The 13,355-nt window shown below is 73.3% G+C and carries 9 protein-coding genes; 3 read left to right on the plus strand and 6 right to left on the minus strand.

The window, feature by feature from the left end; translation table 11 throughout:
- Positions 1 to 352: 352 nt before the first annotated feature.
- The 3 genes from AC0B61_RS16050 to trpS form a co-directional block, all read right to left on the minus strand.
- Positions 353 to 1,027, minus strand: coding sequence for a nucleoside/nucleotide kinase family protein (locus AC0B61_RS16050; protein WP_471741287.1), 675 nt, complete (start codon positions 1,025 to 1,027; stop codon positions 353 to 355).
- Positions 1,028 to 1,036: 9 nt separating this feature from the next.
- Positions 1,037 to 2,017 (minus strand): S66 peptidase family protein, encoded by a 981-nt coding sequence (locus AC0B61_RS16055; protein WP_471741288.1) that lies wholly within the window; start codon positions 2,015 to 2,017, stop codon positions 1,037 to 1,039.
- Positions 2,018 to 2,232: 215 nt separating this feature from the next.
- Positions 2,233 to 3,342 (minus strand): tryptophan--tRNA ligase, encoded by a 1,110-nt coding sequence (gene trpS, locus AC0B61_RS16060; RefSeq protein ID WP_471741289.1) that lies wholly within the window; start codon positions 3,340 to 3,342, stop codon positions 2,233 to 2,235.
- A gap of 355 nt (positions 3,343 to 3,697) precedes the next feature.
- On the opposite strand from trpS, the gene AC0B61_RS16065 reads away from it, so the two are divergent.
- On the plus strand, positions 3,698 to 4,828 hold the full coding sequence (locus AC0B61_RS16065) for an ABC transporter substrate-binding protein (RefSeq protein ID WP_471741290.1): 1,131 nt from the start codon (positions 3,698 to 3,700) through the stop codon (positions 4,826 to 4,828).
- A 713-nt stretch (positions 4,829 to 5,541) separates the two neighbouring features.
- Entirely contained in the window at positions 5,542 to 6,384 is an 843-nt protein-coding gene (locus AC0B61_RS16070; RefSeq protein ID WP_471741291.1) for a hypothetical protein, read from the plus strand.
- Positions 6,385 to 6,469: 85 nt separating this feature from the next.
- Here the strand turns inward: AC0B61_RS16070 and AC0B61_RS16075 are convergent, their stop codons facing one another.
- Positions 6,470 to 7,003: an NUDIX hydrolase gene (locus tag AC0B61_RS16075; protein ID WP_471741292.1), complete on the minus strand. Its 534-nt coding sequence runs from the start codon at positions 7,001 to 7,003 to the stop codon at positions 6,470 to 6,472.
- A gap of 205 nt (positions 7,004 to 7,208) precedes the next feature.
- Here AC0B61_RS16075 and AC0B61_RS16080 point away from each other — a divergent pair, with 205 nt between their 5' ends.
- Positions 7,209 to 8,180 carry an ATP-grasp domain-containing protein gene (locus tag AC0B61_RS16080; RefSeq protein WP_471741293.1) on the plus strand — a complete coding sequence of 324 codons (972 nt, stop codon included), beginning with the start codon at positions 7,209 to 7,211 and terminating at the stop codon, positions 8,178 to 8,180.
- Positions 8,181 to 8,216: 36 nt separating this feature from the next.
- Here the strand turns inward: AC0B61_RS16080 and AC0B61_RS16085 are convergent, their stop codons facing one another.
- Together AC0B61_RS16085 and AC0B61_RS16090 are read right to left on the minus strand one after the other, a co-directional pair.
- Positions 8,217 to 12,329: an ABC transporter ATP-binding protein gene (locus AC0B61_RS16085; protein ID WP_471741294.1), complete on the minus strand. Its 4,113-nt coding sequence runs from the start codon at positions 12,327 to 12,329 to the stop codon at positions 8,217 to 8,219.
- A gap of 275 nt (positions 12,330 to 12,604) precedes the next feature.
- Positions 12,605 to 13,354, minus strand: coding sequence for a TetR/AcrR family transcriptional regulator (locus AC0B61_RS16090; RefSeq protein ID WP_471741295.1), 750 nt, complete (start codon positions 13,352 to 13,354; stop codon positions 12,605 to 12,607).
- Between the last annotated feature and the right edge of the window lies 1 nt (position 13,355).

Raw genomic sequence — 13,355 nt, forward strand, 5'->3', positions numbered from 1 at the left:
AAGGAACGGACGCTTCCTTCGGACCGCCTTCCAGCGGAACCTCCGGGCTTCGTTCTTTCGTGTTCCCAGCTTATCAGATGTTTTCCGCTCCGTTTCCGGGGCTTCGTTCATCCAACTCGCCGGTGCCTTCCGGGCCTTGACGCCCTGTCCGACGTTTCAAACTCTAGCCGATCCCCGCCTCGAAAGGCGAATCCAGCCGCAATCCGATAAAACGCCCACGCCGAATAAGCACCGAGCCGCGAATCGAAAATGCCGACGCGACCCAGCCCGAACCTGGGAAATGGTGTTTCAGAGGATTGGCCGCTCCGGGACCGTCCGCGCAGATGCGTGTCCGGTGCTCCCTGCCGAGCGACTAGGAAACACTACCCCTGTCCGACGCCGGAGGCAAACCGCTCCCGGAGACGGTCCGGGTGCAGAGCGCACGGCCGCGCTTCACGTACTCGCCGTTGGGGTGGTCGTTGCCGGTGACCCAGTGGCGGGCGGTGGCCTCGTCGCGGCCGCTGGCTCGGTGGCGGCTGAGGAGGCGCTCCTCGCGGACGGTGTCGTCGGTGTCCACGTACCAGAGCTCGCGCAGCAGGCGGCGGGCGTCCGGCCAAGGGGTGTCGGAGGAGACGAGGTAGTTGCCCTCGGTGATGACGAGGCGGGTGTGCGGGCGCACCACATGGCGGGCGGCGACCGGTTCGTCCAGGGTCCGGTCGAAGTCCGGGACGTAGATGTCCTGGAACCGGTCGGCGGCGATGCGGCGCAGGAGGGCGACGTAGCCGTGGGCGTCGAAGGTGGCGGGGGCGCCTTTGCGGTGGGTCAGTCCGAGGCGGTCGAGCTGGGTGGCGGAGAGGTGGAACCCGTCGAGCGGGACGTAGGCGGCGGTGCCAGGCCCCTCGGTGCGCTCGACCTCGGCGACCAGGTGGCGGGCCAGAGTGGACTTGCCGGCGCCGGGCGGGCCGGCAAGTCCGAGGATCGTACGGGCGTTGCTGCCCGGGCCGTGGAGGAAGCCGAGGGCAAGGGCGGTGAGGCGGTCCTCGTTCATGGCCGCACCTTACTCAGCGGGCTCTTGACTCTCCGAGCGCTCGGCGAGGGCCGGCCCGTCCAGGGTGAGCGTGCCGGCGTCGGCGTCGAGCAGGGCGGGGACGCCGAGCGGGACGGTGAGGGTGGACGGGCAGTGGCCGAAGCCCAGCTCCCAGAGCACCGGCACGCCGAGCCCGCCGAGCCGGTCGAGCATCACGTCGCGGACCCGTTCGGGCCGTCCGCAGCCCTCCCAGGAACCGAGGGCTATGCCGGCCACGCCGTCGAGGGCTCCGGAGCGCAGGAACTGGGTGAGGAGGCGGTCCAGCTGGTACGGGTGCTCGTTCACGTCCTCGAGCACCAGGATGCTGCCCGCGTACGAGGGCCGGGCGGCGGGTGTGCCGCGCTCGGCGGCGAGGACGTGGACGCAGCCTCCGGCTGTGACGCCCCGGGCCCGGCCGGGGACGAGCGGGCCGGCCGTGGCCGAGGTGAGGACGGTGGTGGCGGCCGGCTCGAAGAGGGTGCGGCGCAGGTGCTCGGCGGTGGGGCCGTCGGAGACGAAGGAGGCGCCGGCGGCCAACGGGCCGTACAGGGTGGCGAGGCCGAGGCGCTGGGCGAAGGCCTCGTGCAGGGAGCTGACGTCGCTGAAGCCGATGAAGGGCTTGGGCCGGGCGGTGCTCATCGCCGTCCAGTCGAGCAGGTCGACCATGCGGTGCACGCCGTAGCCGCCGCGGGCGCTGATGACGGCGTCGACGGTGGGGTCGAGCCAGGCGGACTGGAGGTCGGCGGCACGGTCGGCGTCGGTGCCGGCCAGGTAGCCGAGCGCGGGATGGGTGTCGCGGGCGTGCGGGGCGACGGTGACGCGCAGGCCCCAGGAGCGGAGGATCGCGCAGCCGGTGGTGAGGCGTTCGGTTTCGACCGGGCCGCTGGTGGCGACGACGACGATGTGGTCGCCGGGGCGCAGGTGCGACGGGCGGGTCAGCCCCTGGCCGGAAGTGGTCGGGTGCTGGTCCATGGGCCGGGCCGCCTTTCGGGCGCAGGAGAGGGGTCTCGGGCGGCCGCGGTGTGGTCGCGGCCGCCCGTGACGATATGCCCCCGCGCCAACCCGCCGATGTCTGCGGACCGGTGTCCGTCGGCCTGCGGCGCGAGCCAGGGCGGGGGAGTCAAGCCGGGGCGGAGGATCAAGCCGAGGGCCGCGGGCTCAGGCCCGGCACGGCGGGTGAGCGCTCTTCAGATCGCCCCCATCACCTCCCGGACTTCGGCGAGGGTGGCGTCGGCGACCGCGTTGGCGCGCTCCGCTCCGTCCCGCAGCACCTGCCGCAGGTGGCCGCGGTCGGCGGCGAGGTCGGCGCGGCGGGCGCGCATCGGGCGGAGGTACTCGTTGACGGACTCGGTGACGGTGCGCTTGAGCGCGGCGGCCCCGCGGTCACCGATCTCCTCGGCGACGGCCTCGGGGGCGCGGTCCTGGCAGAGCGCGGCGAGCAGGACGAGGGCGGCGACCTCGGGGCGGTTGGCCGGGTCGTAGCCGATGCGGCGGTCGGCGTCCGTCCTGGCGCCGCGGATGATCGTGGCGGTCTCGTCCTCGGTGGCGCCCAGGGGGACGGAGTTGCCCCGGCTCTTGCTCATCTTGCCGCCGTCGGTGCCGAGCAGCATCGGGGCGTCCGAGAGCAGGGCCTGCGGGTGAGGGAAGACGGCGCTGCCGTCGGCGTGCGGGTAGCGCTCGTTGAAGCGGCGGGCGACGATGCGGGCGACTTCGAGGTGGGGCAGCTGGTCTTGGCCGACCGGGACGAGGTCGGCCTTGCAGAACAGGATGTCGGCGGCCTGGTGGACGGGGTAGGTGAACATCAGTCCGCTGACGGCGGACTGGCGGGAGTGGGCGATCTCGTCCTTGACGGTGGGGTTGCGGCTCAGTTCGGCGACGCTGACCAGGCTGAGGAAGGGCAGCAGCAGCTGGTTGAGGGCGGGGACGGCGCTGTGCGCGAAGATCGTGGCCCGCTCGGGGTCGAGGCCGGCCGCGAGGTAGTCGAGGACGAGGTTCTCGGTGTGCTCGGCGAGCCGGTCGGCGAGGTCGCGGTCGGTGATGACCTGGTAGTCGGCGACCACGACGAACATCTCGACGCCCTGGTCCTGCAGGCGGACGCGGTTGCGCAGGGTGCCGAAGTAGTGGCCGAGGTGGAGTGGGCCGGTGGGGCGGTCCCCGGTGAGGACCCGGTGGGTGGCCGGATCGTCGATGAGGGCTGACGAAAGGGCGGCGGCGGTGGCCGCGACGGCAGTCGTGGCGGGGGTGGCAGCGGCGGCGGGAGTGGCAGCGGCGGCAGCGGTGATGGTCTCGGCGGTCACGGGTTTCTCCTCGGTACGGCGGGTGGTGGCGGCCGTCCGGGGCGAGGGGCCCGTCCCGCATGAGCTGGGAAATGCGACAGGGCCGTCCATCCCGGACGGCCCTGGCCAGGCGTGTGCTGGTGGCCGTCCTAGGACGGCCACCAGCACAGGCCCACGAAGCACTTCATGCGCCCAAGCGTAGCGTCAGTTCTCCGGCGCGAACGCGGAAATGTCCGGCCGCCGGAATGAAGGTGGTCTGCGGGCTTTGCGGCGACGGCCGGGGTTTCCTCCTGCCCTGGGCGAGGACATCGGTCGACGGCAAGATAGGTTTGCCTCACCTAAGTTCGCTTACACCCGACCCACGAAGGAGCGTCGCGTGGCCCCCACCTCCGACGGCCTGGCCCTCACCCCCCGCACCCCCAGCCGCCGCAGGCTCCTCACCGCCGGGATCGCCGGCGGCGCGGCGCTCGGCCTCGGCGGGCTGCTCACCTCCTGCGGCAGCGCCGGCGGGTCAGACAGTTCGGGCGGCTCCGGCGGGTCAGGCAGCAGTGGCGGCTCGGCCCCGGGCGGCGGCTCCACGCCCGACCAGAAGTCGGTCAAGCAGGGCGGCGACGACTACGCCGGCGTGATCGAGAAGATGAAGGGCTTCGGCACCGACGCCGCCCCCGGCGTCTACCCGCGCACCGTCCGGCACGCGATGGGCGCGACCGCCATCCCGGCCAAGCCCACCCGGGTCGTGGTGCTGGACACCGGCGAGCTCGACAACGTCGTCTCGCTCGGCATCCAGCCGGTCGGCGTCGTCCACACCGACGCTTCCAAGTCCATGCCGTCCTACCTCAAGGACAAGGCCGGCAGCCCGGCCGCCGTCGGCACCATCAACAGCCTCAACCTGGAGGCGATCGCGGCGCTCAAGCCGGACCTGATCCTCGGCAGTCAGTTGCGTGCCCAGGACCAGTACGCGCAGCTGTCCAAGATCGCGCCGACCGTCTTCGCGCTGCGCCCCGGCTACCCCTGGAAGCAGAACTTCCTGCTCAACGCGAGCACCTTCGGCCTGGAGGCCGAGGCCCGGGCGCAGTTGGACGCGTACCAGGCGGCGGCCACCGCGATCGGCGCCAAGCTCGGCGACAAGCGGCCCACCATCACGCCGCTGCGCTTCATGCCGGGCCGGACCCGGCTCTACGCCGAACTCTCCTTCGTCGGCACCATCCTCACCGACGTCCCGCTGCCGCAGCCCGAGATCGAGCGGGTCAAGGAACTCGCGGTGGAGATCAGCCCGGAGCAGATCGACAAGGCCGACGCCGACTGGGTCTTCTACGGCGTGTACGGCAGCCCCAGCTCGACCAACCAGGACGCGGTGCTGGGCGGTGCGCTCTGGAAGACGCTCGGTGCGGTCAAGTCCGGTCAGGCCCGGCCGGTTTCGGACGAGACCTGGTTCCTCGGGCTGGGGGTCATGGCAGCGAACGCGGTGCTCGCCGACCTCAAGGGATTCGTCGCGCCCGGCAGTTGACCCGGCACACCCGGCAGGGAGCGGGGACGGGAAGCGACGGCGGTGTGACCGGCAATGTGACTGGCAATGTGACCGGCGAATCTCCCGGCGCTCGCACCGCGGTTGCGCGGTGCTCGCGTGGTACCCGCGTACCGCGCGCGTAGTACCGGCGTACCGCTCGCGCGGTGGTCTCGCGCACACCGCCGGGTTCGACGCTTGGAGCTGGTCGCGCGGTGCGGCAGGATCGTCGGGACCGTCCCCCGAAGGGCCCGCCGATGACCTCGCTCCACCCCGCAACGACCGACCCGTCCCTACCCGGCCCGCCCGGGGACAGGGCCGGGTCCTCGCCCCCGCCGACCGCACCCGGGCGGACGGCCGCGGCCGTCCGGATGTGCTCGATCGCGACCGCCGCCGAGGCGGGATCGGCCGCGCCCGGGTCCTCCGACGGCGTGATCCGCCACGACTCGGTGCCGCAACCGCGCGGCCGGGACGACGCGGAGCCGCATGCCCTCCCCGCGGTGGCCCCGGGCTCGGGCTCGGATGCGAATGCGGCGTCCGCTTCGGCTTCGGCTTCGGCTTCGGCTTCCGCTTCGGCCTCGGCTTCAGCTTCCGCCGCAACGTCGGATCCAGTCGAAACACCGGCCGCGGACGGCGATCCGACCGCGGCGCGGCTGCGGGCGGCCTTCGCCGAGCGGCTGCGGGCCGCACGCGCCCAGGGCCGTTCGATCGCCGAATTGGCGAACGCGTGCCGCCGGCCGGTCGCGGAGGTCCTGGCGCTGCTCGGCGAGTCGGCCCCATCGGACCGGTCGGCCAAGCTGGTCCGATCGGCCGAGGCGGTCCGGCCGGTCGAGGCGGCTGGGGACGGTGCGGGAGTGCCCGGCTTCGTCCGGTTCCAGACGATCGTCCAGCCGTCGGAGGACGGACCGTCCGTACCGGCGCCGCTTCCGGTGCGCGAAGAGCTGCGGTCCCTGGGATCCCAGGGCTTCCGGCGGCCGTCGCCCTCACGCCGACTGCGCCGGATGCACCCGCAGGCCGCACCGACCGGGCAGGAGGCGACCGCACGGGAGACGGCCGCGACCGGCCCGACCGGGGTGGGCATGCGGGCCACCACCCTCCGGGCGGGCGGATCCGCCGACGCGGGGGGAACGATGGCGGGTGTCGGCCCGGCGGGAACGATGGCGGGTCAGGTGCCGTTCGCGGCCGACTCCGCCATGCCCGCCCCTGGCGCCGGCGGTTCCCGAGCCGAACCTCCGCTCGGCATCCTGATCGGCGGCAGCCCCGGCCAGCCCGACGCCGTCGGACGGCCGGAGGAGCGCACGCCGGTCCGGGTCGTGGCCCAGCCGGTCCGGGTCGGGCGGGGCACCAGCCTGGTGGTACTGCCGTCCTGGCGCCCCGCCATCGCCGTCTCGGTCTCCACCGAGCTGCTCCTGTCCGCGACCGGGCTCGGTTTCGAGCAGCTCGCCGGCACCCGGCTGACGGTGCTGATGAATCCCAGCGCGCTGCACGACCGGGAACTGGAACTGCACGGCTGGGAGCTCTGCCCGACCGGGCGGGGCCGGCGCGCCGGACGCCCGTAGCCGGTCCGCGGGGCGTCTCCCGGAAGCGCCTCCCGGGAGGCCGGCGGGGATCGGCGGGCAGTGGCCGGCGGCTAACGAACGATGGCTAACGGACGGCCGGGGCGTTCGGGATGAACCCGAGGTCGACGGGTACCGGTGGACGCCCGTCGACCGCCCAGTCCTCGCGGACGGCGTCCAGCAGCTCCGGCAGTCGGGGCGGCCAGAGCGCGTCGGCGTTCTCGTCGGCGAGGTCGGCCGGGGTCCACCAGCGCCAGTCGAGGATCCGGTCCACGGCGTGCACCGCGCTGACGTCGCCGACCGGGCCGCGGTGCGGTCCGCCGGTGAGGTAGATGTGCTCGTGCTGGCGGACCGGGGTGCCGTGCCAGGTGAAGTCGTGTTCCCAGGTGCAGAGCAGCGGGCCCGGTTCGAGGTCGGTCCAGCCGGTCTCCTCCCACAACTCGCGCCGGGCGCCGTCCCACGGGGTCTCGCCCGGTTCCAGTCCGCCGCCCGGCATGGTCCAGTGGACGCCGATCTCGTCGTTGTCCGAACGGAGCAGGAACACCGAACCGTTGCCGTCCAGGACCACCGTGCGGGCGGCCTGTCGGGGTACGCGCTTGCGAGGGCGCAGCAGATTTCGCATCGGATCACTCTCGCAGCGACCGCCCGGGGCGTCGAGTGGATTGGTCACGATGGCCCGGCACCGGCCGGGGATTCGCGGTTCGCGGCGCCGCTCCGGCATTCGTGGGTACTGGGCTGGGATTCGCGGGCCCTGGGCCGGGGACTCGCGGGCCTTGGGCCGGGATTCGCGGGCTCGGGAGCTGCCCGTGGGCCGTACCCTGACGGCCATGTCCGTACCCGCGATCATCTTCCCCGCCGATCCGCTCAACCCGCGCCGACCCGACCCGCACTTCGCCTGGGAGGCCCGGCTGCTGCGGGAGTTGGGCGGCGAGCACCACCTGGTCGACCACGACGCGCTGCTCGCGGGGCAGGCCGAGGAGGCGGTGCGGCGGGTGCCGCAGGACGGCGGCCCCCTCTGGTACCGGGGTTGGATGCTGCCCTCCGCCCGGTACGCCGAGTTCGCCGCCGCGCTCGCCGTTCGCGGCGGCAATCTGCTCACCAGCGCGCCCGGCTACGCGACGGCACACGAACTGCCCGGCTGGTACGGCGTGTTCGAGGGCGCGACCCCGGCCAGCGCGTGGATCCCGTCCGACGGGCCGCTGGCCCCCCGGCCGGAGGAGCTGGCGGCGGCCGTGGTCCGGCTCGGCGGGAGCGGGCCGGCGATCGTCAAGGACTACGTGAAGTCGCGCAAGCACGAGTGGTACGAGGCCTGCTACGTACCCGAGTTGGCCGATCTCGCGGCCGTCGGGCGGGTGGTGGAGCGGTTCGTCGAGCTGCAGGGCGAGTTCCTGGCCGGCGGGGTCGTGCTGCGGCGGTACGAGGAGTTCGAGCGTGCGGGCGGCGGTGCGGAGGACCCGGACGGCCCTGACGGTGTTGGTGGCGCCGTCGGTGCTGACGGTGCTGACGGCGACGCGCGCGGAGCGGGCGGGCGGGCCGTGGAGGGGCGGGTGTGGTGGCTGGACGGTCAGCCGATCCTGGTCGGGCCGCACCCGGACGCCCCGCACCAGGCGGTCGAGCCCGACCTCACCGACGTCCGGGCGCTGGTCCGGACCCTCGGCTGCCGCTTCGTCACCACCGACCTCGCCAGCCGGGCCGACGGCTCCGGCTGGCGGGTGGTCGAGGTCGGGGACGGCCAGGTCAGCGACCTGCCGCGCGGGATCGACCCGTCGGGCCTGCTGTCCTCGCTGATCGCCGCCTGACGGGCGCCGCGCGACGGCGCCCGACCCGGCGGCGGCTTACCCGGCGGACTGCCCGGCGGGGACGGCGTCGACCGCCGGGTGGCCGTCCGCGATGAACGCCTGCCAGAGCCGGGCGTACGTCCCGCCGCGGGCGAGCAGTTCGGTGTGGGTGCCGTCCTCGACCACCTGTCCGTGGTCCAGCACGATCACCCGGTCGGCGCGCTCGGCGGTGGTCAGGCGGTGGGCGATGACGAGGGTGGTGCGGCCGCCGCTGAGCCGGTCCGCAGCCCGGTTGACCGCCGCCTCGGTGGCCAGGTCGAGCGCGGCAGTGGCCTCGTCGAGCAGCAGGATGTCCGGGTCGACCAGCTCGGCCCGGGCCAGCGCGATGAGCTGGCGCTGGCCCGCCGAGAGGTTGCGGCCGCGGCCTGCCACCTCGTGGTCGTAGCCGCCGGACAGCCGGACGATCATGTCGTGCGCGCCGACCGACCGGGCCGCCGCCTCGACCTCGGCCGCCGAGGCGCCCGGCCGGCCGTACGCGATCGCCTCGCGGACCGTGCCCGCGAACAGGTACGCCTCCTGCGGCACCACACCCAGGCGGTGGCGGTACTGCGCGAGGTCGTAGCGGGTGAGGTCGACCCCGTCCACCCGGACGGTGCCCTCGGTCGCGTCGTAGAACCGGGCGACCAGCTTCACCAGCGTCGACTTGCCGGCACCGGTCTCGCCGACCAGCGCCACCGTCTGCCCGGCCGGGATGTGCAGGTCCACCCCGGTCAGCACGGTGGGGGCGCCGTCCGCGCCGCCGTTGTAGGCGAAGCCGACCCCCTCGAAGCTGATCTCGCCGCGCAGCCCCTTGGACACCGGGACCGGATCGGCCGCCTCCGCCGTGGTGGTCGGGGTGCGCAGCAGCTCACGGATCCGGCCGAGGCCCACGGAGGCCTGCTGGTATCCGTCGAAGACCTGGGACAGCTGGTTGACCGGCGCGAAGAACAGGTCGATGTAGAGCAGGTACGCGACCAGCGCGCCGACCGTCAGCGTCCCGGCGTCGACCCGGGCCGCGCCGACGATCAGCACCAGCGCGGCGGCCACGCTGGAGAGGAACTGGACGAACGGGAAGTACAGCGAGATGTACAGCTGCGCCCGGACCCGGGCCTGCCGGTAGGCGATGCCGCGCGCCACGAAGCGGTCGGTGTTGGTGTCCAGCCGGCGGAAGGCCTGGACGATCCGCATGCCGGCCACGTTCTCCTGCAGGTCGGCGTTGACGGCACTGATCAGGTCGCGGGAACGCTCGTACTGGTCCCGGGACTTGCGGCGGAACACCAGGGTGGCGATCACCAGCAGCGGCAGGACGGCGAAGACCACCAGGGCCAGACCGGCGTCGATGATCAGCAGCGCGGCGAAGATTCCGGCGAACGTGAGCAGGCTGACCACGGCGGTGACCATGCCGGTCTGCAGGAAGGACGTCAGGGAGTCCAGGTCGGTGGTCATCCGGGTCATGATCCGGCCGGTCAGCTCGCGCTCGTAGTAGTCCAGGCCGAGCCGGTTGAGGTGGGCGAAGATCTTGAGCCGGAGCGTGTAGAGGACGCGTTCTCCGGTACGGCCGCTGACCCGGTTCTCGGCACTCTGCACCACCCAGTCCAGCAGGACCACGAGCAGCGCGGTGAGCGAGGCCACCGCGACACCGGACATCAGACCCTTGCGGACGCCCTCGTCGATGCCGTGCCGGATCAGCACCGGCAGGACCAGACCGGACCCCGCGTCCAACGCGACCAACAGGAGGGCGATCAGCAGCGGGGTGCGGAACGGGCGCAGCAGGCGGCCCAGGGAGAAGTCGGGGTCTCCGGCCTCGGCCTCGGCGCGGGGGACGGCCGGGTGGTCGGTGGCGGGCGGCAGGGCCGCCACCTTGGCCAGAAGGTCGGGATCGGCGGAACCGGCGGCCTTCACCAGGGCGGGGGTGGGGAGGTCGGGGGTGGTGGGGGCTGCGGCGGCGGTTGTGGACGCCGGCGCCTGCTCGTCGGACGGTGTTCCGGCCGACGATTCGGCCGGCGATTGGGTCAGTGAATCGGTCAGTGAATCGGTCAGCGGTTCCGCCGCGTCGGTCGGCGTACCGAGTGCCGGGTGCCCGGCGGTGCGTCCTGCCTCGGGGTCGGTGATCAGTGCCCGGTACTGCGGACATCGGGCCTCGAGTTCCTCGTGGGTACCGATGTCCAGCAGACGGCCGCGCTCCAGGACGGCGATCCGGTCCGCGAGCTGGAGGGTCGAACGGCGGTGGGCGATCAGCAGCGTGGTGCGGCCGGTCATCACCGAGCGCAGTGCGTCGTGGATCTCCGCCTCGATCTGCGGGTCCACCGCCGAGGTGGCGTCGTCCAGCAGCAGGATCCGGGGGTCGGTGAGGATCGCCCGGGCCAGCGCGATGCGCTGGCGCTGCCCGCCGGAGAGGGTCAGGCCCTGCTCGCCGACCCTGGTCTCGTAGCCGTCCGGGAGGGCACGGACGAACTCGTCGGCCTGGGCGGCGCGCGCGGCGGCGACGATCTGCTCGTCCGTGGCGTCCGGGCGGCCGTACGCGATGTTGGTGCGGACCGACTCGGAGAAGAGGAAACTCTCCTCGGGAACGATGCCGACCGCCGCGCGGACCGAGTCCAGCGTGAGGTCGCGCAGGTCGTGGCCGTAGAGGCGGACGGCGCCGGCGGCCGGATCGTAGAAGCGGGGCACCAGTTGCGCCACCGTCGACTTGCCGGAGCCGGAGGCGCCGACCAGGGCGAGGGTCTCGCCGGGGGCCAGCTTCAGACTGAGGCCGTGCAGGACGGGGGCCGGGTGCTCGGGGTCGTAGCGGAACTCGACCCGGTCGAACTCCAGGGCGACGTCGGTGGTACGGGGACCGACGGGGGCGGTGGGGGTGTGCGCGGTAGTGGTGTGCGCGGTGGTGCCTTCAGCCTTGCTGACGGGCGAGGCGCCGGCAGGTTCGGTGGCTGCAGGTCCGGTGCCGACAGCTTCAATTCCGCCAGCGCGGGCCAGGTCGAGATCGAGAGTGCGCGCGTCCGGACGTTCCTGGACCAGCGGGCGCTCGTCGATCAGCTGCAGCACGCGTTCCACGCCTGCCCGGGCCTGCTGGCCGACCGTGATGACCATGGTCAGCATCCGCACCGGGCCGGTCATCTGCGCGACGTAGGTGGAGAAGGCGACGAAGGTGCCGAGCGAGACCCGGCCGTCGACCGCCAGCCAGCCGCCGAAGGCCAGCACGGCGACCTGGGCGAGGGCCGGTATCGCCTGCATCGCCGGGTTGTAGCGGGCGTTGAGCCGGATCGACCTGAGCCGGGCGGCGAAGAGATTGTGGGAGGCCCGCTCCAGCTTGTCCAGTTCCTGGGCCTCCTGGCCGAAGCCCTTGACGACCCGGACGCCGCCGATCGCGCCGTCCACCACACCCGCGACGGCGGCCGCCTCCTGCTGGGCGGCCCAGGTGGCGGGGAACAGGCGCTTGCGGCTGAGCACCGAGACCCACCACAGGGCGGGGGCCATGACCAGGGCGACCAGGGTGAGCGGCGGGGACAGCCAGACCATCACGGCCACCGACATGACGAACATCAGCAGGTAGCCGGTCATCATCGGCAGCATCGACAGCAGGCCGTTCACCAGCTGGAGGTCGGAGGTCGCGCGCCCGACCACCTGACCGGTGTCCAGCCGGTCCTGGCGGTGGCCGTCGAGCCGGCCGAGCGAGCGGAACAGGTCGCTGCGCATGTCGTGCTGGACGTCGAGGGCGAGCTGGCCGCCGTAGTAGCGGCGGATCTGGGTGCAACCGAACACCACGACGGCGCCGAGCAGCAGCACCACCGCCCAGGGCACCAGCGAACGGGTGTGGGAGACGATGACGTCGTCGATGATCACCTTCGTGACCAGCGGCACCAGCGCGGTGACGGCCATGCCGAGCAGTGAGGCGCCGAACGCGAACAGCAGGCTTCGACGGGACTGCCAGCTGTAGCCGACCAGACGGCGCAACCAGCCGGCGGGCTCGGCGGGCTCGCCGTCGGCGCCCGTGTTCGCGGGGCTCCCGTTCGCCGCGCTCGCGGGGCCCGCATCGGCGGTGTGCGGGCTGCCGACGGGGGCCTCCGGAGTCGAGCCGGGGGCCGATGAGCCGCTCGGGGATTGCTCCACCGTGGATCCGTGAGTCTCAGGCATATTTAGGGATGCTAACCATTTCGTCGGGTGGTCGCCACGGCGTTTCCGCCCCGGATGGGTGGGAGGCGGGCCGGGCAGCCCGGATCGTCCGGTCCGGCGGACTCACCAACAGCCTGCGGCCTGCGGTGATTCCCGATCGAACGCGTACGCGACCCGCGCGACCGCCGTCGACCCCCGCCGCATCCAGGGTCGCCGACGTCCCGTCGAACGCCCAGCGACCGGGGGTGGACGGCCGCCCTCCTTTGGGCCTAGGCCTCCCGACCGGGGCAGCCGAGTCAGACGTCCGTCGACGCCAAGTCCGCCGTGGCCGAGCCCGCTGGCACCGAGCCCGCTGGGGCCGCATCCGCAGCAGCCGCGAACGCACCGTGGGCGAGGGTGTGCAGCAGTGCGGCCATACCGTCGCGCTGAAGACCCGAGCGCTCAGCGTGGCCGGAACGCTCGCCCCCAGAGCGCTCGCCCCCGGCGCGGCCACCCCCGGGGCGCTCGCCCTGGCCGGGATTCGAGCCGAGGCTGTGCGGGGTCGAGTTGATCAGGCCGAAGACGGCGTGCACGGCGGCCCGTGCGACCGGCTCGGCAGCGGGGGCGGCGAGCGGCGGATAGGCCTGCCGGACCACGTCCACCCACAGCTCGACGTAGCCGCGCTGGAGCCGGCGGACGGTGCGGCGGTCCTCCTCCTTGAGGTTCAGCAGCTCGCGGTCGTGCAGGGTGATCAGGTCCCGGTCGTTCAGGGCGAAGTCGACGTGGCCGCCGATGAGCGCGTCGAGGGCGGCGGCCGGACCGTCGCCACCGGCCGCCCGGCGGCGCCCTTCCTCCAGCAGGCGCTCGCTGATGCCGATCAGCAGGTCGGCGAGCATCGCGTCCTTGCCTGCGAAGTGGCGGTAGAGCCCGGGGCCGCTGATGCCGACGGCCTTGCCGATCTCGTCCACGCCCACGCCGAGGAAGCCCCGGGCGGCGAACAGCCGCGCGGCCTCCCGGCGGATCTGGTCGCGGCGTGGGAGCGCGGAGGTTGCGGGGACGTTCGGCATG

It is taken from the genome of Kitasatospora sp. NPDC023385, from assembly GCF_055664045.1.